The organism is Ruminococcus sp. CAG:57 (assembly GCF_000435935.1).
GTDB lineage: Bacteria > Bacillota > Clostridia > Oscillospirales > Ruminococcaceae > Hominimerdicola > Hominimerdicola aceti.
In genome coordinates, this window is record NZ_FR890736.1 from 1 (window position 1) to 25200 (window position 25200).

The 25200-nt window shown below is 40.7% G+C and carries 29 protein-coding genes and 1 pseudogene; 25 read left to right on the forward strand and 5 right to left on the reverse strand.

What is annotated here, in order from left to right; genetic code table 11:
- Nucleotides 1-169: 169 nt before the first annotated feature.
- The 4 genes from QVO88_RS06820 to QVO88_RS06835 are packed head-to-tail and all read left to right on the forward strand — an operon-like array spanning nt 170 to nt 1890.
- A complete protein-coding gene (locus QVO88_RS06820) occupies nt 170-298 on the forward strand; it encodes a hypothetical protein (RefSeq protein ID WP_022287748.1) in 129 nt (42 codons plus the stop codon).
- 31 nt (nt 299-329) lie between these two features.
- Nucleotides 330-818 carry a hypothetical protein gene (locus tag QVO88_RS06825; RefSeq protein WP_022287749.1) on the forward strand — a complete coding sequence of 163 codons (489 nt, stop codon included), beginning with the start codon at nt 330-332 and terminating at the stop codon, nt 816-818.
- Complete coding sequence (locus QVO88_RS06830) at nt 716-1408, forward strand: hypothetical protein (RefSeq protein ID WP_288177856.1); 693 nt, start codon at nt 716-718, stop codon at nt 1406-1408. The genes QVO88_RS06825 and QVO88_RS06830 overlap by 103 nt, the downstream gene beginning before the upstream one ends.
- A gap of 11 nt (nt 1409-1419) precedes the next feature.
- Nucleotides 1420-1890: an NYN domain-containing protein gene (locus QVO88_RS06835; protein ID WP_022287751.1), complete on the forward strand. Its 471-nt coding sequence runs from the start codon at nt 1420-1422 to the stop codon at nt 1888-1890.
- A 321-nt stretch (nt 1891-2211) separates the two neighbouring features.
- Here QVO88_RS06835 and QVO88_RS06840 read toward each other — a convergent pair whose 3' ends face one another.
- A complete protein-coding gene (locus QVO88_RS06840) occupies nt 2212-2571 on the reverse strand; it encodes a hypothetical protein (RefSeq protein WP_265290429.1) in 360 nt (119 codons plus the stop codon).
- A 93-nt stretch (nt 2572-2664) separates the two neighbouring features.
- Nucleotides 2665-4131 carry a cellulase family glycosylhydrolase gene (locus QVO88_RS06845; RefSeq protein ID WP_022287753.1) on the reverse strand — a complete coding sequence of 489 codons (1467 nt, stop codon included), beginning with the start codon at nt 4129-4131 and terminating at the stop codon, nt 2665-2667.
- A gap of 589 nt (nt 4132-4720) precedes the next feature.
- On the opposite strand from QVO88_RS06845, the gene QVO88_RS06850 reads away from it, so the two are divergent.
- From QVO88_RS06850 to QVO88_RS06930, 19 genes and pseudogenes are all read left to right on the forward strand, one after another.
- Nucleotides 4721-6898 (forward strand): transglutaminase domain-containing protein, encoded by a 2178-nt coding sequence (locus QVO88_RS06850; protein WP_022287754.1) that lies wholly within the window; start codon nt 4721-4723, stop codon nt 6896-6898.
- 439 nt (nt 6899-7337) lie between these two features.
- Nucleotides 7338-8681 (forward strand): hypothetical protein, encoded by a 1344-nt coding sequence (locus tag QVO88_RS06855; protein ID WP_022287755.1) that lies wholly within the window; start codon nt 7338-7340, stop codon nt 8679-8681.
- A gap of 348 nt (nt 8682-9029) precedes the next feature.
- Complete coding sequence (locus QVO88_RS06860; protein WP_022287756.1) at nt 9030-10202, forward strand: N-acetylmuramoyl-L-alanine amidase family protein; 1173 nt, start codon at nt 9030-9032, stop codon at nt 10200-10202.
- Nucleotides 10203-10238: 36 nt separating this feature from the next.
- Nucleotides 10239-11345, forward strand: coding sequence for a hypothetical protein (locus QVO88_RS06865; protein WP_022287757.1), 1107 nt, complete (start codon nt 10239-10241; stop codon nt 11343-11345).
- Nucleotides 11346-11402: 57 nt separating this feature from the next.
- Complete coding sequence (locus QVO88_RS06870; protein ID WP_022287758.1) at nt 11403-11627, forward strand: hypothetical protein; 225 nt, start codon at nt 11403-11405, stop codon at nt 11625-11627.
- A complete protein-coding gene (locus QVO88_RS06875; RefSeq protein ID WP_265290377.1) occupies nt 11593-11835 on the forward strand; it encodes a hypothetical protein in 243 nt (80 codons plus the stop codon). Before QVO88_RS06870 ends, QVO88_RS06875 begins: the two co-directional genes overlap by 35 nt.
- Before the next feature lie 181 nt (nt 11836-12016).
- Entirely contained in the window at nt 12017-12370 is a 354-nt protein-coding gene (locus QVO88_RS06880) for a hypothetical protein (protein ID WP_022287760.1), read from the forward strand.
- A 32-nt stretch (nt 12371-12402) separates the two neighbouring features.
- Nucleotides 12403-12660, forward strand: coding sequence for a hypothetical protein (locus tag QVO88_RS06885; RefSeq protein ID WP_022287761.1), 258 nt, complete (start codon nt 12403-12405; stop codon nt 12658-12660).
- Nucleotides 12661-12670: 10 nt separating this feature from the next.
- Complete coding sequence (locus tag QVO88_RS06890) at nt 12671-13129, forward strand: DUF6557 family protein (RefSeq protein WP_265290379.1); 459 nt, start codon at nt 12671-12673, stop codon at nt 13127-13129.
- Nucleotides 13130-13172: 43 nt separating this feature from the next.
- Nucleotides 13173-13670 carry a hypothetical protein gene (locus tag QVO88_RS06895; RefSeq protein ID WP_022287763.1) on the forward strand — a complete coding sequence of 166 codons (498 nt, stop codon included), beginning with the start codon at nt 13173-13175 and terminating at the stop codon, nt 13668-13670.
- Between the two features lie 482 nt (nt 13671-14152).
- Nucleotides 14153-15337: an ATP/GTP-binding protein gene (locus tag QVO88_RS06900; RefSeq protein WP_022287765.1), complete on the forward strand. Its 1185-nt coding sequence runs from the start codon at nt 14153-14155 to the stop codon at nt 15335-15337.
- 387 nt (nt 15338-15724) lie between these two features.
- Nucleotides 15725-15994 (forward strand): hypothetical protein, encoded by a 270-nt coding sequence (locus QVO88_RS06905; protein ID WP_022287766.1) that lies wholly within the window; start codon nt 15725-15727, stop codon nt 15992-15994.
- A 138-nt stretch (nt 15995-16132) separates the two neighbouring features.
- Nucleotides 16133-16687, forward strand: coding sequence for a hypothetical protein (locus QVO88_RS06910; RefSeq protein ID WP_022287767.1), 555 nt, complete (start codon nt 16133-16135; stop codon nt 16685-16687).
- Nucleotides 16653-16868: an AraC family transcriptional regulator gene (locus QVO88_RS06915; protein WP_265290380.1), complete on the forward strand. Its 216-nt coding sequence runs from the start codon at nt 16653-16655 to the stop codon at nt 16866-16868. Before QVO88_RS06910 ends, QVO88_RS06915 begins: the two co-directional genes overlap by 35 nt.
- Before the next feature lie 90 nt (nt 16869-16958).
- Entirely contained in the window at nt 16959-17177 is a 219-nt protein-coding gene (locus QVO88_RS06920) for a cytidylate kinase family protein (RefSeq protein ID WP_022287768.1), read from the forward strand.
- Nucleotides 17161-17577 carry a cytidylate kinase-like family protein gene (locus QVO88_RS12320; RefSeq protein ID WP_081855930.1) on the forward strand — a complete coding sequence of 139 codons (417 nt, stop codon included), beginning with the start codon at nt 17161-17163 and terminating at the stop codon, nt 17575-17577. Before QVO88_RS06920 ends, QVO88_RS12320 begins: the two co-directional genes overlap by 17 nt.
- Complete coding sequence (locus QVO88_RS12325) at nt 17486-17707, forward strand: ABC transporter (protein ID WP_022287770.1); 222 nt, start codon at nt 17486-17488, stop codon at nt 17705-17707. Before QVO88_RS12320 ends, QVO88_RS12325 begins: the two co-directional genes overlap by 92 nt.
- A gap of 136 nt (nt 17708-17843) precedes the next feature.
- Nucleotides 17844-18281, forward strand: a complete 438-nt coding sequence (locus QVO88_RS12330; RefSeq protein WP_329963649.1) for a hypothetical protein — start codon at nt 17844-17846, stop codon at nt 18279-18281.
- A gap of 196 nt (nt 18282-18477) precedes the next feature.
- A pseudogene (locus tag QVO88_RS06930) lies at nt 18478-19598 on the forward strand (iron-containing alcohol dehydrogenase family protein).
- 74 nt (nt 19599-19672) lie between these two features.
- Here QVO88_RS06930 and QVO88_RS06935 read toward each other — a convergent pair.
- The 3 genes from QVO88_RS06935 to QVO88_RS06945 form a co-directional block, all read right to left on the reverse strand.
- Entirely contained in the window at nt 19673-20926 is a 1254-nt protein-coding gene (locus QVO88_RS06935; protein WP_022287773.1) for a deoxyguanosinetriphosphate triphosphohydrolase family protein, read from the reverse strand.
- A 102-nt stretch (nt 20927-21028) separates the two neighbouring features.
- The gene (locus QVO88_RS06940) at nt 21029-21988 is read right to left on the reverse strand and encodes a WYL domain-containing protein (protein ID WP_022287774.1); all 960 of its coding nucleotides are present in this window, start codon (nt 21986-21988) and stop codon (nt 21029-21031) included.
- Nucleotides 21985-23229, reverse strand: a complete 1245-nt coding sequence (locus QVO88_RS06945) for a WYL domain-containing protein (protein WP_022287775.1) — start codon at nt 23227-23229, stop codon at nt 21985-21987. The genes QVO88_RS06940 and QVO88_RS06945 overlap by 4 nt, the downstream gene beginning before the upstream one ends.
- 142 nt (nt 23230-23371) lie before the next feature.
- On the opposite strand from QVO88_RS06945, the gene QVO88_RS06950 reads away from it, so the two are divergent.
- A complete protein-coding gene (locus QVO88_RS06950) occupies nt 23372-24607 on the forward strand; it encodes an RtcB family protein (RefSeq protein ID WP_022287776.1) in 1236 nt (411 codons plus the stop codon).
- 12 nt (nt 24608-24619) lie between these two features.
- Nucleotides 24620-25072, forward strand: coding sequence for a DIP1984 family protein (locus QVO88_RS06955; RefSeq protein ID WP_022287777.1), 453 nt, complete (start codon nt 24620-24622; stop codon nt 25070-25072).
- The last annotated feature ends 128 nt before the right edge of the window (nt 25073-25200 follow it).

The following is a 25200-nucleotide window of genomic DNA, read 5'->3' on the forward strand; positions in this document are numbered from 1 at the left end:
TTTACACAACCTCTTCAAATTCCGATTTAGCGAGAAAACCGTATTACATCTCACTTATACTCATTATACCAAACTGCCCCGAAAAAGTCAATCTGCAAACAAATAGCGTTGCAATATACCGCCAGTTGTGCTATAATCAGGATATAGAGCAGAGCGGAGGTGAATCGCAATGGATAACAAAAACGAAGAATTAGTAAACTGTGTATTATACAAGAAAATCAAACGGGTGGAGAGCGCAGAAATCTCTATCAGCAAGACCATGATAAAATCGGCTCAACAGGATAATGACGGCAATTGAAGATCATATTAAATGAATAGGAGGGTTTTACTTGACCGTTGATACAAAAGAGGTAGTTACTACTATAGCCTATATGATAGGCGTCCGAATGTCAGCTCTGACCGTGAGTTACGGTGAATGTTCCGAACTTATCGAGAAGCTCCAAGCCGACAAAGACGCTACTACCATACGATATTTATGTAAGCTGCGAACCGTACTGATGCAGAAATTCAAAAAGACCGATGATCTGATGCGGTTTCAGCTCAAAAATTTGCATAACATAGAATGGTACGATACGGATAATATCAAACAGCTTGAAAAATGGGGATTTACCATTATCCAAGCGAATTGCCGTTCAGAGAAGTATATGCAGGATTTCACAAGGCTCATCAATGAAAACATTGATAAATGCTCCCGTCTGTTCTATGACTGGCTGAATTGGGAGTATATCCGAGACTTGTTCTTTGTCCCGAAGTACAACAAGCAAGGCTCATTAATGAAAATATCGACAAGTGCTCTCATCTGTTTTACGATTGGCTGAATTGGGAGTATATCCGAGATCTGTTCTTTGTTCCGAAATACAACAAGAACGGTGTCATGAAGCAGGAGTTCACCAAGTACATGGCGAACATCGAGCATTATCCATTTCAAATGTATATTCACTGGCAACCTGCCGAAGTCGGGAGCATCATCTATTCCGACCGTAAGTTTTTGAAGATCATCTACGGTCAGCATAATGACAGCTTCACCGATTATACGAAATATCGGGACGCAGATGATGAAACACGAAACAATATCTATAATTTTATCGACAGCACCGAGAAAACAGCTATAGCTGTCGATTGTGAGAACTCTGATCCATACAAGCTTTATAGTGTTCTGAAAGGCTTGAATCAGGAGGAACTTGCTAAGATCGAGAAGATCACGCTATATGACGATCCGAACACTACCGCAGGCTGGGATTGGCTCTCAAAATTCACGCAGATACCCGTTGAGCATATAGAGATCGACCGAGTGACCGACAGAAAGTCCCTGGTCGATGTGCGAATGACTGCAAGCGTAGTCACGGACTTCTACCGTGACGGGATAACATCTTTTATAAATTCACTCAGATACCCGTTGAACATATAGAGATCGACCGAGTGACAGACAGAAAGTCACTGGTCGATGTGCGAATGACCGCAAGCGTAGTCACGGACTTCTACCGTGACGGGATAACATCTTTTATTATTGTGTCAAGTGATTCGGACTTTTGGGGACTTATCGAGAGCCTGCCAAAAGCAAAGTTTCTAGTTATGTACGAATACGAGAAGTGTGGAACGGCGATCAAAAATGCCCTTGCACAGCACGGCATTTATTATTGTGCCATTGATGATTTCTGCACCGCAGGCACGGAGGAGTTGAAACGTGCTGTACTCTTTGCAGAGCTTGAAAAGCATTTGCCCTCACTCATTGGAGAGAACCCTCTGGAGCTTACTCACAAGATATACGAAGCCACAAAAGTGACCGCTACCATGAAAGAAATGGAGAACTTTTGCAATAGATATGTCAAGACATTGCGTCTGAAGGTGAACTCCGAAGGGAAATTCGTGATAGAGATCCAAACAATCTAAGAAAAACTCGCATGGCTTTCTATCAATATCATTAAGCTAATAAAATCAAGAAATAAAATTGCGTGAAAATATCTAAGCCCCACGGTGTATTTAAGGTCATCAGAAGAAAAAAGATTTTCAGATAAATTTGTAGCAATTACTTCATAACTGTCATCTGATATTTTAAAGCGAACGATTCGTACAGGCAACTCATAAATAACAGAAGGCTCTGATTATTTGCTTTTTGAAGGAAGAAAAACAAAGGTACAGTTAAAACTTTTTTGCATAAAAAAAGACTTCATACCGCTGTGAAACAGTATGAAGTCTGAAAAAAATCTTAGATCACCAGCAGTAGCATACAGAGTAGATCGTTACTGTGCCGTTTGCTGCACCTGCATGGATCTGATCCAGCTTTCCGCCGAAATCGGAAGTGCCGAATGCTGACTTGCAGTTGTTGTAAGAATACTTTGCGTAGTAGTGTCCGTTTGCTGTGCCTGTTTCGCTTGGTGAAACCTTTGCCCACTCTGCTCCGCCTGACCAGCTCTGAAGAACAAATTCTACCTGATTCTGTGTTCCTGAGTATTCAACGTAGAAGTAGCCGTTTGACTGAATGTCATATGCGTTGAAGCTTCCGCCATTCTTTGAAGTCATTGCTGAAACAGCCTGACCCCATGCTGAAGCAGTTGAAGAACCCCAGAAGATCGATTTGTAATTGCTGCCTGAGCTGCTTGAAGAAGATGAAGATGAGGAAGAACCTGATGTTGATTCAAGATACCAAAGCTGGCACTTTCCGCCCTAGTAGCTCCACTGGTTAATGTTTGCTCCGTCAGCTGTGTTCTGTTCGTAAACGTCAAGGCATGAGTAGCAGTCTGAGATCTTTGTCTTGATAGCATAAGCGTCGCCGATCTTTACAAGCTGGAATTTCTGACAGTCACCGCCGTGATACTGCCACTGGTTGATGTTAGCACCATTGTCCCTGCTCCAGTTGTATACGTCAAGACAGCTTTTGTAATTTGATGCACCTGTGTAAATAGTGTAATAGCCGTTTCCGTCGCTTACAAGCTTGAATTTCTGATTGTTTCCGCCTGTACCTCTGTACTGCTGAACGTTTGTGCCATTGTCAGCTTTTGCCTTGTATACGTCAAGATACTTGCCGCTGAGTGCGCTCTTGATGTAATATGTTCCGTCAAGTCCGAGAACTCCGCCGTTGGAATCTGTTGAAGTTCCTGAAGAAGAACCGCCGGAAGAGCTTCCTGAACCGCTGTAAACTGAGCAGATCTTAGAAGTTGCCTTAATTCCGTTTGAGCCGTTGATAAGTGTATTTCCCCATGAAGAAAGGCTTGAGCCGTCCCATGAGTTTGCAATGTCGAGGTAGCTCATGTCAGAGTTGTTGCCCTTCCATGACCAGCCAAGATAGCCTACGCCCTTGCTTGTGCAGTAGCTCATGATAGTAGCCTCATCAACGTCGCCGTTTGTGTGCTGACCGCCGAACTCGCCGATAACAACAGGCACACCGATGTTGAGTGCGTTATCAATGTTGTTTCTTACAGTTGACGCGTTTCCGCCTGCGTATTCATACATATGAATGGAGAATACGGTGTTCTTCTGTGAGTCTGCGTTGAAAACAGACTTACCGTAATCCTTGATGCTGTCAGGATACTGTCCCCAGCCTGCACAGTCTACCATAAGCATATTTGTAATGCCTGCGTTTCTTACAGATCGGATAGCAGACTTGTAGCCGTCAGCCCATGCGCTTCCGTTCCATGTGCCGTACCACTCGTTTGCGATGTTTACGATAACATATTTCTCAGTACCGCTGAGAACGTTCTTCATTTCCTTCCAGTAGTCAACGCACTTGTTAAGATCATAAGTGCTGTCGCTGCCTGTTGCGTCATGTACTTCGAGAATGCATATCAGCTTGTTTGATTTGCACCAGCTGATGATGTTCTTTACTTCCTGTGCGCTTGTTTTTGTGTACTTTGAGCCGTTTGCAAGTACGACTCTTACGGTATTTGCGCCGTTGTTTGCAGCGCCCTTGATAGAAGTTTCAGTCTTCTCTGTGTACCATGCATGAGCAATGTTCACGCCACGCATAACGAACTTGTTTCCGCTAGCGTCATAGATACTAGTACCGCTTACATAAAATCCTGATGCCGCCTCTGCGGTCGGTGTTGTCATAAAACCGAAGCAGGTTATTACGGCAAACATTACAGCAACAAAAGTCTGTAATGCCTTTGCAGAAAAAGTTTTGTTCTGTACCATAAAAAGCTCCTCTTATACAATTATTTTTTAAATACCGGTATTCTAAGGCAGCACTGCATTATCCTCGTGCGTTGCTGCCTTAACTCTGTCAACGTAAAACATTATATTATTAAAAGTAAAATAAGTCAACTTAAATATTTAAGTAAAACGTTTACACAAATAATTTTCGTATTTTAGCACAATTTTTCGTAGATTAATTGAACAATATGACTAAATTTTATCGCATATACAGTATAATATGTTGTATGTGTACAAAACTCTGCTTTTAAATTTCAGAAAATTAAGAAACTTTTTGAAACAAAAATCTGTATATACGCTGCGTTGAACATATATACCGATATAAAATTTCCTTTATATTGATTCTATCAAGCCGTCAGAATATATCTTTTTTTGTTCTCGTACAAATTCAGAGATCATAATCAGACCTCCTTATTCTTGTGTGGTATCACCGTATTTTACATCCTCCACTTCACGATCTAACTGAATGTCATGAGGCTTTCTATTTGTTGTATTTTATCTTGACATTGTCACATCTTTGTGATAAAATTAGTAATATGTGAGAAATTATAGTGGAAAGGAAAAAAATAATATGAAGTTATTTAAGCGGACGCTTACGACGGCAGTGGCAGTGTGTCTTGCACTGCAAAGTGCAGTGGTATGCTTTGGAGCTGAGGCAGAGGAGCAAATTCCTGCTGGCGGAGAGGAAGTCGGTCTTTATACGTCGGAAAACGATGAAGCCATTCAGTTGACTGAGGATATGTATAACAGTTGGTATGAAGGCGATCAGACGTATGACGGCACGGAAAAGACGCTTTATGGCTATTCTCTTATGGACAGCAACAACTATTACCAGCTCACTGAGGACGAGGACTATGTTGTTACTTATGAGAACAACATAAACGTAGGTACAGCGACGGCTACTTTCACTGGTATAGGTAATTACACAGGAAGCTTTACAAAGAATTTTAATATCGTGCCAACTGATATTTACCGTGCGGATATTGACTGCGAGTATGAGCAGAGCTACTGTGCCGGTAAACCTGTTCAGCCAAAACCTAATGTTACATACAATGATATTGTGCTTGCTGAGGGCGTTGACTATGAAATCGAATATGAGGACGACTGTGGCGAGCTGGGCTGGCATTATGCTTATATTAAAGGTATCGGCAACTTTAATGGAACCGATTCCTTTGAGTATAGCGTTGTAGAGTCTGAAATATCCAGCGAGAATATTTCTGTGGATACTAGCTGCACCTACACGGGCTACGCTCAAACTCCTGCACCTGTTGTTACAGTTAGTGGTGCGGTGCTAAGACGTGGCATTGATTATAATGTATCATATACAAACAATGTGAATGCCGGAACAGGCTATATGACCATAGAAGGAATGAACGGCTATACAGGATATGTGACAGTGCCTTTCACTATCAGCCCGAAAGCTGTTTCTGAGGTCGAGATACTAAAGATAGCTGATGTGGATTATACCGGCAAAGCTGTCAGACCGAGCCTTTTTGTCAAGGCGGACGGAAATATGATCAAGAGTTCTGACTATACTGTAACATATTACAATAACATAAATGTAGGCACAGCGACCGCTGTTGTTACTCTTGGCGGAAACTACGAAAGCAGGTACCCTGTTTCGACAACATTCAAGATCGTTCTTGGAAAGCCAACGGGATTTAAGGCTACCGCTGACTCTACCACTTCTGTAAAGCTTAGCTGGAATAAGATCGGTAATTGCAAATACAGGGTTTATCGCTATGATCCAAAGAAAAAGACCTACAAGCGTCTGACGGTCACGAGTTCCACAAGCTATACTGACAAGAAGCTTTCAGAGGCAACGAGTTATACTTATGCCGTAAAGCTTGAATACAACTCTAAGACCGGCCCTTATATAACAGTAAAAGGCAACACAAAGTTATCTGCTCCGAAAATGACTGTAAAGGCTTATAATAAGAAAGTCACAATAAGCTGGAAGAAGAACACAAAGGCTGATGGATATCAGATATACTGGTGCAAGGGCGATGAGTGGACTATCCCACATAACGATTACTATAGTATGCCAAAGGATTGCTATAACGATTATGTTCAGCTCAAGAAGATAACAAAGAACAGCACGACCTCTTATACAAAATCAGACCTTTCAGGTTCAAAGAATTATCACTTCAAAATGAGGGCTTATAAGATCATAAACGGAAAGGTGGTTTACAGTAGCTGGACGGGTATCCAATGCAAGATAAACACTGTTTCAAGACTTAATGCGGCAACAAAGAAGAGCCACAGCACTTATAAGATCTACAACGTTCAGGGCAAGAAAACAAAAACCTCGACGCACACTCTTACAGCAGAGGAGAAGAAGATACTTAAAAACTTTGCCTCAAAGCATTTCAAGAAAGATTGGTCGGCGGCAAAGAAGATCGAATATACTGCGGACTGGATAAGAAAGAATTTGAAATATGGCAGGATACCGACAGGCTCGCATAGCAAGAATATCTTTGTTTACAAAGAAGGTCAATGTTCTGATTACAATGGCGCACTGGTGGAAATGATGGTTTATCTCGGATATGACGCAAACCTTGTTATGGGCAACCGCAAGGGCGGAGGACAGCACTTCTGGGGCGAGATAAAGATAGACGGAGTGACTTATCTGCTGGAAGTCGGAGAAAAGGTCTATGACAGCCCACAATGGAATTACAAGTGGCAGTTTATGTGTCTTAAATATTCTGAGGCTGACGGTGGTTACAAGAAAAACGGAAAGCTATACTAAAACAAAATGCTCTGCGGAGAGTGTGATTCCGCAGAGCATTTTGTTTCGCTTTAATAAATTTGCGATACCTAATAAACCATTATTGCTTCTTCGCTGGTTTTTTTCTGACTGATAATGAAGAATATGTTGTAATGGTTCAAAATAGAACGATAATGAGAAAGGAAAGAGTAAATGTTTTTTGGGGATAAGCATAAAACGATCACCTGCTATTATGAATCATTGACAAAAGCGGTGTGTATATCTGGATGATAGTTATGGGACTGCAATTGCTATTTCGATAATGATCGTTTTTTCTTGTAAACTAAAGAGCAGCTGATAATTTTCAGTCGCTCTTTTTTGTTTTATGATGGCGAAAAAATCTTATGATACTTCTTGCCAAATCTCTTCCAATATATTATAATGTATTTAGAAGATCATATTTGAAAGGAACATATGGAAAATGAAAAACATTGTTACAGCCCTGATGCAGTTTGTGATACTTGTGATCGCACTTGTCATTGTGACCTTTGCTATACCGAAGATTGCAGGAAATGATGACAGATATGATAAGTACATAGCTGAAAACTCAAAGCAGATCGTCACTGTGGGAAGTGCCTTTGGCGTTGTCAAAGACGGTGAAAAGGCTTCGTATACTGATATTGATAACAGCCTGAAAAATATCTTTAGTAAAGTGACTCCACTGCAAAAGCCTGTGAATAAAATTCTGAACAGGCAAATAAGCTTCAAGCAGGCAAAATATTTTGAATATTATTGGCTCACTGCACTTATCTCAGGCGTGCTTTGCTGGATATTTGCGGCAGGCTTTCCGTTTAGGATAGGGCGAAAGGGCTTCAATGTGTTTGGTTCTGTGTATAATAACTTTTCAAAAGTTGTCCTCCTTGAAGATGAGATGACTCGTGAGGAATATGAGGTCGATCTAGGTATGACTATATGGGGGCCTTTGTGGATAATCCTTATTGTTCTGCGTGCGACCTTTGCTATTACATGGGGCTTTATCCTGCCTTTTGTGATAGCCGCCAATCTTGCCATAGGCATTATAAGAATAGTTGGAAACGTTATTATCGTCAGCGTCCGTGGTGCTGCCGCCGATGCAAAAAGGCACAGCCTCTCGCAAAAGCTTGACAAAACGACCTTTTCTATTTATCCTGAGGGCGGATATTTCAGAGTAGAACAGGATCAGGACAATGGTCAGGGCGTATATGTGAAAAATTATTGGAACGCTGTTGCGGCAAAGGCATTGTTTGAAAGCGAAGCCGGAAATAAGTCTTTCAGCAAGGAGGATTCTGAGGAAAACATTCTTCGTGGAGATATAAAAGAGAAGAAGTTTTATGAAACATATCGTTTGCTCAGCCGTATAAAGGGTCTTTTCAATAATGATATCAAGAGTAAAAAAGCAATTATCACCGCTTCATTAAAGAATAAAGAGGGTGGCTATGAATACAGATTTATTGCCGACTCAGAATTATATCATGTTTATATGGTGGGTGATGAAAAGGCAGAAAACCTTAGCCATAAGGATCTGAAAATAGATTTTAATGCCGCCATGCTTCTTGACCTGCTTGACTTTGACCGAAAGGGTCAAAGATATGATCATAATGATTTTCTTAATTTGTATTATGCTGATAGTGATGAATTTACGGCTAAGCTTATGAATTATAATCATAAGCTGATAGCAAAGTTTGGCAGAAACAGATATGACGAGTATTTTGAACAGCACAAACAGCAGATAATCGAACACCGCCGATATAAAAAGCTTTCGGCTGTGGGAGAGGACGATGAATGAGAAAATTAAATATTCGATATAATAAGCCTCCCACGGAAATTGTTTCTGTGGGAGGCTTTGCTTTCCGTACACCAAATCACCTACCGCTTGTGCAACTTTTTTGCCGTTTGTGCAAATATTATTGACTTTTTGTTAAGAATCATAGATAATTATTATAAATATTCATGCTGTTAATTAGAGATGTTTGTTAAACAATGAAAATGAGAATAATAGAAAACAGTATGACGATGATAGAAAAACTCAGCGAAAGTGTTTCTGTAGACGATGAACTATGATACTAAAAAAGTTTAGAAAGCAATGGTGGACACTATGGCGGCTGTCATAATGTCAGATGATGAGAGGTGAAATATGGATAAAAAGGTAAAAGCTTTTTTTGCAGCTATGGGAATTGCCACGGCGTTGTTAGTGCCTGTTTCTGCATCTGCGGATAATTCTGACTCAAAAGTGCAGGTGAGCATCGACATCACTTGGGACTCTTTGGAGTTCACCTATACAGATCGGCAGTGGGATCCTGAGACCCATTCATATAAAGGCGGCGGTTGGTCTGACAGCGGCGGAAATTTTACTTTGACAAACACAGGGAATGTGGGTGTTATGGCGGATTTTTCATACAAACAAGCAGAGGGCATGGACGAGATAAAAGGCTATTTTTCAAGCAGTGAGCTAATAGTGCCTATCTCAGAAAGTAAGAATTGTAAGTTGAGCCTGTCAGGTAAACCAACAGAGCATTTTGAAAGCAAGACTACCGGCACTGTTACAGTGAATGTCTATCCTCACGGCTGGGCAAACGTGAACGGCACAAAGTATTATTTTCGACTTGGTTATAAGGAAACTGGCTGGGTAAAGGATGAGGACACTGGTGATTGGTACTATTTTGATAAAGACGGCAATATGGTGAAAGGTTGGTTTAAGGACGGCGGAGAAGAATGGTATTATGCCGATGAAGACGGCAAGGTGCTCACAGGCTGGCTCATAAGCCCTGACGGGTTTAATGAACAAACTTTTTATTTTGATGATGACGGAAAAATGCACACAGGCTGGCTCGTAAGCCCTGATGGGTTTAATGAACAAACTTTTTATTTTGATGATGACGGAAAAATGCACATAGGCTGGCTCATAAGCCCCTTGGGTGCAAAGGGAAAGATGTTCTATTTTGACCCTATGGGCGTAATGCAAACAGGTTGGTATGTAGACGGCAATAATCGGTTTTATTTGGGAGCTGACGGCACAATGCTTTCCGCATGGCTTGTAAGCCCATTGGGATACGAGGAGGGCAAGACCTACTATTATGATGAAACAGGTGCAATGCACATGGGCTGGCTTACCGACCCTCCTGGGTCAGAGGGACAGACGTTCTATTTCAGCGAGCGTGGCACAATGGTAACAGGCTGGGCGAATATAGGCGACTATTGGTACTATTTTCACAGCGACGGCGTAATGGCAACAGACACCACTATGGACGGGAAGCACCTTGGCTCGGACGGAAGGTGGGACGGATACGGCAAAACACCAAATATGTAAGTAATATAATCAATTATAAAAAAGGAGAACTCACTTATGAAAAAGACAATTTCTATCACAATGGCATTTGCACTTGTGGCAACACTCAGCACGGCGGCGTTTGCAGCGGTGGCTGATGACGCTGACATCAAAAAGGATATCGGCGTAAATGCAAAGTATGTTGAGGATATCAAGACTTCAAAAACTATCAGTGCCGACGTTGTGTGGGGCGAAATGGAGTTCACATACAGCGTGAACGGAACAAAGACTTGGAACGCTAAAACCCACGAATATGACATTGATACCAAGTGCGAATGGTCTGCAAAGGGCAATGATATAAGCGTTACAAACCATTCCAATGCGGCAATCGACGTTGATTTTACATACCAGCCTCTTGATGAATACAGCATTGTAAAAGGCACTTTCACAAATGACGAATTTACCATACCTACAGCCGAGAGCAAGGCTGTTGATGATGAAAGCCTTACAGTAAGCACGGCTCTTACCCTAAACGGCGAGCTTTCATCAGATGTTACCGCTCTTACAAAAGTAGGAAACGTAGCGGTAAATATTGCAGAAGCTTCGGAAAATGCAGATACAGATGTAAAAACAGTTTCATCATATAACGACCTTGTTAGCGCTGTGGCAGCAGGCGGAAAGATAAAGCTTGATGACGATATCACACTGAAAAGCCGCATAAACTGCAAAAAGAACACTGTTATCGAACTCGACCTTAACGGTCACACTATCACAGGACAGATAATGAACAATGGCGCAGATTGTACTATCAAAAACGGCACTCTTAACGGCGACGAAGGTCCGATAATGGTGCAGGGCGGCACAACAAATCTTATAGGCTGTAAGATATCCACAAAATATACTCCTGTTTATGTTTCGAGGGGTACTGCAAATATAACTGACTGCACTCTTACAAATGAAGATGCGAATAAAAGCGTAGTTATCAATAATACAGGTACAGTAAATATCAGCGGTACTACAAATATTTCAAGTACGATCTACAAAAATCCAAACAGCAAATATCTGCCTCACGTTCTTGCAGGCACATATAATTTTGACCCGACCGACTTTGTTGACAGCGAGAAGTTTACTATAACTCAGAGCGGTGAAAACTGGATAGTTGCGGAAAAATCGCAGAGAAGATAATAAGTTTTGACGATTCAGGGGTCTCATGATGAATAAGCAAAAAAAGATGACGGCAAATTGATAGTATCTGTGCTGGCGGTTTGCTTTGCGGTGACGCTGCTTGTTATGATATATGCACTTTGCAGACCGCAGACAAAGCCCAAAGCAGAGTTTGTTCCACCCCCTTTTGAAAGCGAAGCACAGCAGGGCGTGCCTGATGTTCCGGAGGAGCTTGGCTACAGTTCTCCTGACAGGGACGATATGAGCTATGATTTCGCAGTGTGCGGAAAAAGGCTGGGATAGTATGAAGCCTGAGGAAAAATACGAACATATTTTCAAATGCATTTTCGAGATATGCTTTGATTATTTTCTGTCAACAAAGACGCAGGAACTTCTCAAGGTAAATATCAATAATACATTTTCACAGCTTATTGACGAAGTTGTCGAAGAAAGAAATCAAGAAATCCACGAGAGATTCAAGGAAAAGGCTGAAAAATATATTTCAGAGTAATAGCTTTTTGACAAAACGAGCGTATACCGATTTGGTGTACGCTCGTTTTGATTATACCGTGGTCATTATTATGGTACTATAAGTGCCGTTTGTTGAATTATAAATAGTTTGGCATGTGACAAATAACGTACTAGACGTAACGGTGAAAGCGTGTTATACTATAAATATAGAGAAGATGAGTATGAAAGGAGTGGGCAACGTGGAAAGCGGTCGTGTTCAGGATAGCTTTTTTGGAATGTCTTTTAATCACCAGATGTCCTGGATAGATGAAACTGTTTCACACATAGTCACACATAATTTACGACCAAAGATAAGGGAAGAAGGTAGAGAATCCTATGGTCGAAAGGGCTACACACATGCTTTGAAAAGAATATTTGAAGTAATAAAGAGCGACCCAAAGAATATAACGAACCTAGATGAGATTGTAAAGGCGGAAAGAAAATTGAAGGACTATCTATATGGCGGGAAGTTTTCAGATGATGAAATGCTAAGCTGTTGGGGTAAATACACACAAAACTATATGAATGAGTTGTAGGATATGTGATTATAAGAGGAGAGGTTATTTTTATGTCAAAGAAGAAGTTGAATATTCCACTATCGGAGTTTATAAACTTAAATGAGAAAAAACCAGAGGATATGACAGGCTGTGTCGTGCTATATAAGAATGGCGGGTTAGACGTAGCAACTTGGCATTCGCATGCCTACAACCCAGATGATGAGCCAGGGTATTTCAAACAGGGGTGTTTCTATATGGGTAAAGAAAATATAGTGGCGTGGCTTTCGATAAATGATTATGTTATTGACATGAATGATTCAGAATCATAATGGGGGAGATATGATGTACTTTTATCAAGTGCTCCAAAGCTGCGATGAATTTAAGGTTGTCAGCGAATTTTTAGCGATTATCAAATGTCAAGACAAGTGTTCAGTTAATAAAAATATAAGAGATGCTTTAAAGACTTTATCTCAGAAGACTCCAAAGAAGTCTGATAATGAAGTTTTATTCATTGAACAATTGAAAGACCGACAGGACGAAGGTGAAAATCTTTACAACGTTTATTTGCTCGATAGATCAGATAACAAAACCTACAGTATCGAGGCAGTTCCTTGGGATGAGGTCTTAGGTTATACGGTCGATGAAGCAAGCATTGCGAAGTATGGTGATGTTAAATTCACAGCGTTGGTTTTATATGAGATGACGTATTTTGGCTTTTCTGAAAAACAGATACAGAATACTATTAAAGCTTTTAATGATGAGGAGACACTCTATCCAAAAGCTGGCAAATGTTATTAGAACCATATGATTATGAATAGTGATATGAAAGGTGGATATGAAATTGGCAAACGTAAAAAATCAAGAATATACAAAAGAAATGTTTAAAGACATAGCGTTCTTTACTCTTGCCGAGCCTGGTGCTATGGGGGTCGGCAATCTTATGGAATTTATCACAGCCGAAGGTGAGGAGTTCTCGCTTTTCTTTTCTGAAGAAATGCCATATTCAAAGGTCAAGGAGTATTTTCCTGCGTTAGATGATTGCTATTGGAATGGTCCTGAATCAGATGAATCCTGCAGAACTGAGTTCGTGTTCTACCTCAGTAAGGACGAAAGGAACTTCAAGCACACAAAGCCTCCGAAAAATTATACGCACCTGTATGAAGGTTTTGGAAATCACATATGTATACGTAAAGATTATTATCCTGTGGTCGAGCCGATCATAAGAGATCTTATAGAAAAGAATGAGCTTGTAAATTGGTACACGAGGACTGGAGAAATAATAGACGCAATAAAAACCCTTACGGCAGAAAAGAAAGAAGGAAAAATGCAATGCGATTAGGAGGTTTTTTGGATTGTTTTGACCCCAGCAGTGTAGTAGAGATAGCGTGTAAAGGCGAACCTGTTAGGAAATGCACAGTGTCGGCCGCATTATCGGACGACAGATACCCGGCGGTGGACTATGTGGTCTTGTCCGGCAGTGTTACATTTAAGGATGATGTCGTACATATACCAGTGATTTGGAAATTGACCTAGGGGACGTTCAGAAAGTGTATAAATACTTATTTTGCTGAACACGAAGAAAATGGGGCAGTATAATGACCCAAAGCAGGTGGATATTTTGTCAGAATCGTCGAATATTTTAGCACCCAAAAAAAATTTATACGTCAGACCTGCATTTTTTTCTCTAATAGGATCGTTTGTATATATAATGGGCATACTATAAGGGATAAAACAGCAGGATATAAAAACAAAGAATGCGTTTTTATGCTTGATTTTTTCAAGCGATTGTATTATAATAGCATTGAAAGGAGCTGATAATCGGTGATTAAGGTTTTAAAAATATCTGCCGAAGGTCTTCCACTATACAATGGAAAATGTGAAATCAACTTTATAAACACACAAAGAACAACCTCGAATGATACCGAAGGAATGTTTAAGCTGTCTTCCTCAAACGCTAACAGGCTGTATACAAATAATATAGAAAGTTTTTTTGGAATCAATGCTTCCGGAAAGACCACAATTTTAAGGCTTATTTCTTTTGTTTTTTCTGTTTTAAACAACGAGCAAATAAATAATATAAAATACTGCGGAATACTTGGGGAAGGCAACGAGCAGAATGAGATTGTTTTTAACATTGTATTTGTAAATTGCAATACTGTAAATCTGCTACACACTGTTATTAAATATGCAGATGAACGCTATACAATAATAGAGGAATATATTAAATCCAGGAAGTTGCTCACATCTGACAACAAAACAAACATTTTTGACTTTTCTTCGGCAACAACGATTATGAAAAGAAAAGATGATGAACAATACCTAGTAGACGATATGAGCATTATCGTAGGATACAAAAAAGCAGAAAAAACAACGATCGTATTTACTGATATGATTGAAATCACGAATATAAACAGACTCAAACTCTTAAAGGAATATCCTCTAAGTGTTCTATCTTATTTTGATCCCAAGATAGAATATATAAATACCAAGGAAAACAACGGAAAAACGGTTATATATCTTAAGTTTCGAGGCGAAAAAGAGAGAATATTATATGATCTTGCGGAACTCAATACCTATTTATCTTCAGGAACAATAAAAGGAATAAATGTCTTTGGAAGAGCCATATCTCTTTTTGAAACTGGTGGATATCTTATAATCGATGACCTAGAGAACCACTTCAATCATGAGATCGTATCAACGCTGATAAGATTCTTCACGAACAAAAAAGTAAATCCACATGGAGCAACCCTTATTTTCTCCACACATTACTCCGAACTTCTTGAACACATAAAAAGAAATGACTGCATTTATATTGTGGAAAACAAAGATAAAATCACAATAACTCCATTAAATGAACGAATACAGAGAAATGATGAAAATAAAGTGCAATCGTTTAAAAGTGGGCTCATAGGCAATACTGCTCCTTCATATGAAGCATATATCCAGCTCAAAAAAAGTATCATAAATAAGGTGGAGGCAATCATCCCAAGTCCTGTCAGACCATAGTTTATTCATCGTTCACCTCGATAAGCTTGTGCTGCTTGCCGTTTCAGCTTGAAAGCTGATCCATAGACCTGTCGATCATAGCAAGATATTACTCATTGTGTGCTGCCTTCATAATCTGATTGTATTGCTCAAGGCTCATTATAACAACAATTTGCCATCTTTTTACTTTTACCATTCCACAAATTTCTCCTGTTGTACAGTTTGTAATAAAAATGTGATTATTTTATACTTCTGTTTTGAAAATTGATTCCCGTGAGATAAATACCACAACAGTTGACAAAATTGCAAAAATATGATGTAATTTTCAGGTAATAATTTAAGGGCAATGACGCTCCGTGTAATTTTTCACAGGGCGTTTTTTATTTTTTTTGTGGGGGGGTGTTTTCTGTGAAAGTCAATAAAAAGAAGGGTAGAAGTGCGCTCAAAAGCCGCAATATCACCATTTGTGCAGTTGTGGTGTTTCTTCTTATTACGGCTCTTACTTTAATGAGCAGCGGATATATGACCCGGTGTATCGACAGAGAAAATACCGCACAATCAAACAGGGGAGAGCTTTCTGACCTTGGACAGGAGCTTGCGGACGCTTCCGATTATCTTACCGATGAAGTTAGAAAATTCTCCGTAACAGGGGATATCGAACACCTTTATAATTATTGATATGAGGTCTATGAGGAAAAGACTCGTGATCGTGTTATAAACAGCCTTTCCGCCATTGACCCTCCTGAGAACGAAACTGCGCTTCTTGCGGAAGCCAAAAAGTATTCTGATACTCTCATAAAGACCGAAACAGTGTCAATGAATCTTATGTTCACTGCAAAAGGGATAACAGCAAAACAGTTTGGTGACAGCAAGGACGGCAGATTGGCTGAGTATGTTTCCATTGTGGAGAATACGACCCTGCCTGAGGAATACAGTGATCTTAGCCCTGATGAAATGAAGGAACGTTCCCGTGAGATACTTTATGACAGCTTTTATAACGACTCCAAAACTATGATAATGTCGCCTATAGAACGCTTTCGTCAGGCTCTTAATAAACGTCTTGACGCAGAGGTGGAAAGCGCTGCCGCAGGACGTGAAACTGCACTGGTGATACAGCTTGTGTGTTCAGCGAGCGTACTTGTTATTGTGGGCATAGTGCTGATAGTTTTTGAAAGCCTTTATGTCAGACCTATAAACGACTACTCCGAGAGCCTTTCAAAGCGTAATGAAAATTCTGCCGAATTTGACCTTTCAAACGTCCGTGTGTCCCCAAAGGGAGCATATGAGCTTTTTCGTTTTGGCGAGCTTTTCAACCGACTTTCGCAGATACTTCAAAATGAGCTTAAAAAGCGTGAAACAGCCGAGGTGTAAATGTGGCAGGCTAAAGAAGAAGCAGACAGGGCGAACAGCGCGAAAAGTGATTCTGCGGCAAAGCGGCATGAAAGCCTATGAGATAAGCGAGGAGCTTGGCTATTTCAGTGCAGACTATTTCACAAAGGTGTTCAAAGAGATAACTGGCGTTTCCCCTGCACAATATAAGCAATCATTGTGACTTGTCTGAAAAATATAGGGTTTTCTCTGATTTTTAGTGTTTTTATCTTTTGACCCCTGTGCTATACTATAAGCACAGGAGGTGATAGAAATGGACAATTTCGTTATTACCATAGCAAGAGGCTTCGGAAGCGGAGGAAAGCAGATCGGACTTGCTCTTTCAAAACAGCTTGGGATACCTTGCTATGAAAACCAGATACTCAGCATGGCTTCAAACTACAGCGGAATAAACAAGGATCTGTTTTTTTCAGGTGGACGAAAAGCTGAGGGGCTACCACCTTATCAAAAGGCTTATGAAGTCTGCGAATAAGGACGATATCGTTGAGCCGACGGACAAGAGCTTCATTTCTGACGTTAATCTTTACAATATTCAGGCGAAGATAATCAAGGAGCTTGCCAAGCAGCAATCCTGCATTATCATTGGAAAATGTGCAAATCACCTGCTGCGTGACTATGACAACACCGTAAGCGTGTATATAGAAGCTCCAAGAGCTTTCTGCGTAAAAAATGTTATTGAACGCCTTGGTGTCACCGAGGAAGAAGCCCACAGAATGATCTATCAGACTTCTTACTTCTCTCGGCCTTGCAATAACCTTCGGACTTATGAGGGTCATAAACATGGCTCACGGAGAGTTTGTGATGATAGGCGCATATACAACATATGTCGTTCAGCAGATATTCGTAAAATACTGTCCCGAAAGCATTCGTGACGTTTATTATTTTGTTGCGATACCTGCCGCATTCGGTGTGACGTTCATCCTTGGAAGCTTGCTTGAAAAGTTTATCATCTCCCGATTATACGGGCGAGAGATAGACGGCTTGCTTGCAACAGGGACATAAGCCTTATTTTACAGCAGGCGGCAAGAAGCATTTTCGGCACACAGGGTGTAAACGTAACAGCACCGTCATTCTTAAACGGTGGAATAAAGATAGGCGGCTGTACATTCTCATACAACAACTTTTCATCATTCTTCTTGTGGCACTTTGTCTGCTTCTGGTGTGGTTTATAATGTATAAGTCAAACTTCGGTAAGCAGATGAGAGCTGTTATGCAAAACAGAACAATGGCGAAATATATGGGCATAAACTCACGCAAGGTGGATAACATTACCTTTGCTATCGGCTTAGGTCTTACCGGTATCGCAGGCTGCTTGGTGGCGCTTCTTGGTTCTATCGACTCGACTGTGGGTCAGAGCTACATAGTAAACAGCTTTATGGCAGTCGTTCTCGGTGGTGTCGGCAAGCTTCTCGGCACTGCTATCGGCTCTGTGATAATAGGCTCTGCAAGCATTTTTACAGAGAATTATACTTCATCAACTATCGCAAAAGCTATTGTTCTGCTTATCGTTATTATCTTTTTGCAGAAGCGTCCGCAGGGACTTTTCGTTATCAAGAGCAGAAATCTTGACGAGTAAGGGAGGTGTTTCGGTCAATGAAACTAAGCAGATTTTTCAGAAAGAGGGGAGCATTTTTCAGTGGGAGTGCCGCTTTTTGATATATTTTTAATAATTATTAACAAAATATCACAAAATTACTCTATAAATAGTTGTATTATTAAATCATATAATTATGACGGTAGAAAATGCCGTTAAAAATAACGGAGGAAAGAATATGTCTTACAACGAATTTTTACCAAGCTACTCTATTGGCGACGATTGCTACAAAGAAATACCTTATGTTACCCGACGTTATGGAAAAACCGCTGTTGTTATCGGTGGAAAGACCGCTATGGAAAAGGCTAAGCCTGAACTGCTTGCGGCTCTCAAAGGCTCTGACCTTGAGATAACCGACTTCATATGGTATGGCGGCGACTCAAATTATGAGAACATTGAAATGCTTAAAGCTATGCCGAAAGTGCAAAATGCAGATATGGTCTTTGGTGTTGGCGGTGGACGTGCTGTTGATACTGTAAAGACCCTTTGTGACAGAATGGACAAGCCGTTTTTCACTTTCCCGACCCTTGCCTCAAACTGCGCTTCCTGCACGGCAATATCTGTTATCTACAACGCTGACGGCACTTTCAAGGAATATGCTTACCTCAAAGCACCTGCGCTCCATACTTTCATCAACACAAAAATAATCGCAGAATCACCTGAAAAGCTTTTCTGGGCTGGTATAGGTGACGCTCTCAGCAAAGAGTACGAGGTGGTCTTTGCCTGCCGTGATAAGGATATGACCCATACGCCTTTGCTTGGTAGAGTTCTTGCAGAGGCATGCACAAAACCGCTTGTATCCTACGGAAAAAAGCACTTGAGGATTGCAGAAATAACGTTTCTTCAAAGAATATCGAGCAGATAGCTCTTGATATTATCATTACAACAGGTCTTGTTTCAAATTTTACTGTTCATCAGAACAACCCCGATCCAAAGGACGATTACTATTATAATTCATCTCTTGCCCATTGCGTTTACTATGGCGCTTCGCTGTTTCCAAAGTGCGAGCATGACCACCTCCACGGAGAAATAGTTTCATTCGGCGTGCTTTGCCTGCTTACATATGACGAGCAGTTTGAAGAACGTCAGCACATTTTTGAGTTCAACCACAGTATAGGTCTGCCATGCACATTAGGAGAGATAGCTCTGACAGAAGAAGATGTCCCAGCCATTGCACATAAGGCGGCAAGCGTTGTTGAGTGGACTTATGTTCCTGGCGAGCCTACAGAAGAAAAGTTTATCAAGGCGATACTTGATACCGATAAGGCAGGAAAGGAATTTCTAGCAAAGAGAATATAAGCGCCTTTCCTTTAATAACATCAATAAAAATGATGCTCTGGTCATTAGATCAAGGCACCATTTTTTATGCAATGTTAATAAGAGATAAGTTCATTAAAAAGCTTTACAGCAAATCTGTCTGTCATTCCTGCAATGAAATCTATTATTGCCTGTGCATAGATCAAATTTGTTTCTAGGCTTCCATATATTTTTATGTTTTCACAAGTCAAAGCTTCGGATCTTAATTCTCCAGCGGGTACAATATCAGTAACACAATATTTTGCAAGCCATTTTTCAAAAGAAGATATAAGCAAAGGGTAATATCTTTTTGCCGTATCAAGTGATTCAAAAGAATGCTTTCCGTCATATAGTTTGTACAACGTTTCAAAGATCTGCGATAAAACCAGCTCAGAATACTTTTTGAACGCATCAAAACGCTCGTTGTTATATATCTTATCGTAGTTGAATTGCTTTATGGTATTCAACTGTGAAAGAAATTTATCGCTAAGGCATATTCCTTTTTCAGGAGAGCTGTTCTGACATACGTCAATAATAAGATTATGCATTATTACTGTTGTGTTGATAGCGTTTATATCGTTTGCCTGTGCCATTTTTTTCAGAGTATGCTTCGCTTCGTCGTCAATAAAGCCTAACTGAATTGCGTCCTCGATATCCCGTCCGACATAAGCTATCTTGTCAGATAATTTTACAACGCACCCCTCCCATGTTACAGGTGCATACTGACCTGCTTCCTTAAAATCTTCTTCTAATGATATAAATTCTGTTCTTGGCTTTGTTCCGTTTTCATCGACCTCACCGCAATGCGAGATTATTCCGTCACGGACCGCATATGTCAGATCAAGATTTTTGTAATCGTTGTAATTGTCAGCCAGCAGTTCAACTTTATCTACAAAATATAATCCGTTTTTTTCATGCCAGAATTTCATATCTTTAGAAATATAATTCTGGCAAAGCTTTGTTAGAATAGTTTCACCATGATGCCCAAATGGAGCGTGACCCAGATCATGCCCCATTGCTATCGCCTTTGTAAGCTCCGTATTTAAACCGAGATTACTTGCAATAGTGCTGCTGACAGATTCAACATGAGCAACGTGTTCCATTCTTGTGCAGATGTGGTCGTTATCTATATTATAAAACACTTGGGTTTTATGCTTCAACCGTCTATACGCTGTGGAATGAAGTATCCTTGTGTAATCTCGTGCAAAAGGACTTCTTACATCATCTGCTCTGTTGTATAACGCTGAGGGACGAGCAATTAATTTTTCCCAATTTGCATTTTCAGGGGTTGCTGCAACCTCTGAAAATGGTCTGTCTGCTTTATTTGTCATAAGACACCTCCTATAATTTTTTTTAGTGCTTTTCTGATATATTTCACAAATTATTTATTAGCTATTTTCAGTATAGCACACTCTGTTGTGCTAAGTCAAACGCTATTCACACTTTGTTTCTTTCATCAAAGCCAACTGCCTGTCCACCCTCTCCTTGATTTTCCTGCGAAAATCATATGGCGAAAGCACCTCCACCACAGGTCCGAAAGACAATAAACGTATTATTATCTCATTTTCATTCTGCTCGTCATATTTAATAGATACCATACATTCACCGCTGTCCTCATCAAAGACCGACTCTTTTTCAAGCTCTGCAAATTCAAGCATAAAACGATTTACCGCATTTCGTTCGTTGAGTATCTTTATTTTTGCCTGCTTTTTCTTGTCTGTGACAGCTAAAAAGCTCTCAGGCGTTATATCTGTCAGCTTAGTTAGCGTGACCTGCGACAGGTTTATAATACCGTTGTCAACCATTCTGCGCTTTTGGTATCGGTTTACATATACCCTGAACTTGTTGTTTTTGGAAGAGTATTCTATCTTTGTGGGCAGAAAATAGTGTGTGATACGATTATCTTTTCTTGTTTGAAAGCTTATTTTGATAAGCTTTTTGCCATGGATAGCCGAGAGTATATCCCGAAAATGCTGTATGTATTGTGGGTCATGAAAATCATCACCGTCAGAATATTGGTCAAAGCAGGTCAAAAAGTTTCTCTGATATAGCTTTTTCGCACTAAGCAGTTCCGCCAACTGCGACTTTTGCTCAGTGTCAAGAAACAGACCGCTTCTCGGGTCGCTTAGCACCGCACAAAGCCACGCTTTTTCAAGTGCCGTCAGCGGGATATGAGGCTCTTTTTTCAGGATAGACCTGTATATGCTGTCCTTTTTTTTCAGCAGACCATATCCGTCCTCGCCTGTGAGCTTAGGTTCGAGGAAAAGAACACTTTCAGAAAAGCCGTTTTGTCTGATGATATCTGTTATCTCAGCCTTTGTGACAGTGCGCTTTTTCAGTATTTTCTCCGTTATGCTGTAATAGGTGCTGTAAATTTCCGAAAACAGTTTCATTCGTAAGCACCTCCGTATATTTCATAAAGCCTTGCAATATCTGAATCAAATTTATTCTGCAATTCCTCGTTTGTTGTTTCAAATGTCACTATCCTGCCGATGAACGTTTTTATCCATGGGAAGGCTTCGTTTGCGTCAAAAAGGTCAATGTCAAAGGAGTAAAGCCCATTTGATATTTTTGCGACAGTACCGCTTCTTTTTTCACGTTCCAAACGCTTCACAACATACATTTCTTTCGTTTCGTCTACCGCTATTTCCATGTGGATATGCTCTTTTTGTCCGTATTTGCGAGCTTTTCCGAAGCTCGTTCCCCATAAAAATCTGCGGTTGTCCTCATAATATCTGTAATATGTATCATAGTCAGCTACCACATCAAGGGGAGTCACTTTCACAATGGAATCCACCCTTACAGACATCAAACGTTTCTGCTTTGTGAAATACATAATAAGATAATTTCTTCCTGTCTGCACCGAGCAATGTATCTTCATCGGAACGGCTGTTATCTCGTGCTTTTTGTCGTTCTTTCGGCTTACGCAGGATAGCAGAACAGCCTTTTTCTGCTCCATTGCCCCCATGATATCAATGAGTATCTCATCATCAAGAGTATGCACCATGTAAGCGTGCTTACGCACAAAAATATTATTTTTCGCACCCAGCTTATCCATGATAAAGCTGCCCACCACGCCAAAAGGATTTTCCTCAGAGAAGAATTTTATCATATCCCCCAAGCCCTTATACCTGCTTACAATATCATCTGTGTAACAACCGGTTTTGGTGTATAGGATATTTCTTCCGCTTTTGACCTCCGACACCAAGCCCTCTTTTACATATTCCTTTAGCTTGATACGGATTATCTGCACGTCTATTATCATGCCGTAGTTTGCAGAAACATAGTCTGCTATCTCCGATACCGACATGGCGTTATCTTCAAGAGCGTCCATTAAAATAAAGTGCAGACGGATATCATTGTCCGTAAAGGTTTTTGAACGATAGCACTGATACAGTGGGTTTTGAAAAATGTTGCCCGAATCCACCTGCACAGATACTTTCTTTTTGTGACCCTCCAAAGAGGTGTGAACGTGGTCTGAAAGCCAGCTTTCTATCCTGCGCTTTTCGTTGTCATAGGTGCGCTTGCTTTTTGCGTCAAAGCTTTCTCTTGTGTGAAATCCAAAGATATAGAAATCACGCACATATTCTCTTATCTTCTCAAAATTTTTTATAAGTTCAGAATATACTGCCATTCAGAACACCTCCTTTGATAACATTATACCAAATCTATACTCCCATTGCAATACATAACAAAACCTCGCACCTTTTTTTATATGATTATTTTGTATCTATCTGCTATAATACATACAACAGCAAAAGTAGGAGGTGCACAAAATGTTTGAATATTATGATAAAGATAAAATGCTAGTACCGATCAAGATATGGACAGAGTCTATAGACGATATCGAGGAAAGCTGTCTTGAGCAGGCGATAAACCTTGCAAATCTTCCATTCGCCCATGACCATATCGCATTGATGCCTGATACTCATACAGGAAAGGGAATGCCTATAGGCGGTGTGATAGCCTGCAAAAATACGGTAATTCCAAATGCAGTTGGCGTTGACATCGGCTGTGGAATGGCTTTCGTGCAGACAGATATCCCTGTGAGCATTCTTCGTGACACTGTAACAGGGAGCGGCGAGCTTATAAAGGTGATAGTAGGAAATATACTCCGTACTATCCCGGTGGGTTTTAGTCACTACGGCAAGCCACAGACTTCTGCCGTGCTTGATAAGGCGCAAAGCGAGATAGAAAGATACAATGCTGACAGCGAATTGCTGAAATTTATCGAGCAGGGATATTATTCCGTTGGCTCATTGGGTGGTGGAAACCATTTTATCGAGATACAGGAAGACGAAAGTGGCATGGCTTGTATAATGCTCCATTCGGGAAGCCGAATGTTCGGCAACATGATAGGGCAGTATTTCAACAAGATAGCCCATGAGATGAATGACAAGTATTTTTCAACTGTTCCCTCAGAGTATAATTTGCCGTTTCTCCCTGTGGATACAGACGAGGGTCAGAGATATCTCAACTGGATGAAGCTTGCAATGGACTTTGCTTTTGAAAACAGAGAGGTAATGCTTGAAAAGGTAAAGCATATTTTCACAGAGCAGGTTGAGAAGTATACGGGTATCACACCGAACTATAGTGACGAGATAAACTGTCACCATAACTATGCCGCACTGGAAAATCACTACGGTGAGAACGTGTGGGTACACCGCAAAGGCGCTATCCATGCGGCTGAGGGGGAAGTCGCTATAATCCCAGGATCTATGGGCTCAAACAGCTATATAGTCAGGGGCATGGGCAAGGCTGAAAGCTTTTTGACTTCTTCTCATGGTGCAGGCAGAAACTATTCACGCACAGGCGCAAAGGAGAAATTCTCCGTTGAGTCTGTTATGGTAGACCTGAGGCAAAGAAACGTGGTGCTTGGAAAGACCAGTAAGAAGGACGTGGCTGAGGAGTGCCGCTTTGCTTACAAGGATATAGATGTTGTTATGAAAAATCAAAGTGACCTGACCACGCCTATAAAGAAGCTTTTCACAGTGGGCGTTGTCAAAGGATAGGAGGTAATTTATATGAAACTTGCAACTGCATTGGCTGAACGTTCTGATATCCAGAACAGAATAAACACGATCTCAGTCAGACTTGACAATAACGCAAAGGTGCAGGAGGGCGATGTTCCTGCGGAAGACCCAAAGGCTCTTATGGAGGAGCTTGACAGGCTGATAGTCCGTCTTGAAGATCTGGTGGCACGGATAAATCTTACCAACAGCGGAACAGTATACGAGGGCAAGACTATCACAGAGCTTCTTGCACACAGGGATTGCCTGAAAAAGAAGGTAAGGGTATTGCGGGATTTTCTGAATACCGCAAGCGACCGTGTCACAAGAATGACAAGAACAGAGATAAAAATAGTCAGCACTGTTCCTGTGTCAGAGATACAAAAAACGGTTGACGGTCTTGCAAAAGAACTGAGAACTGTGGACGAGAAAATTCAGGAGCTGAACTGGACAACAGAACTGGTGTGATGAAATGGGTGGGATATCTACAGGGTGGATGTATCTCTATCAGCAGAGAATGTGCTGATTATGGGCAGAAACTTCGGGCAGGTTTCAGAGGTTCAAGTCCTCATTTGACAACGCATTGCCAGCAACGT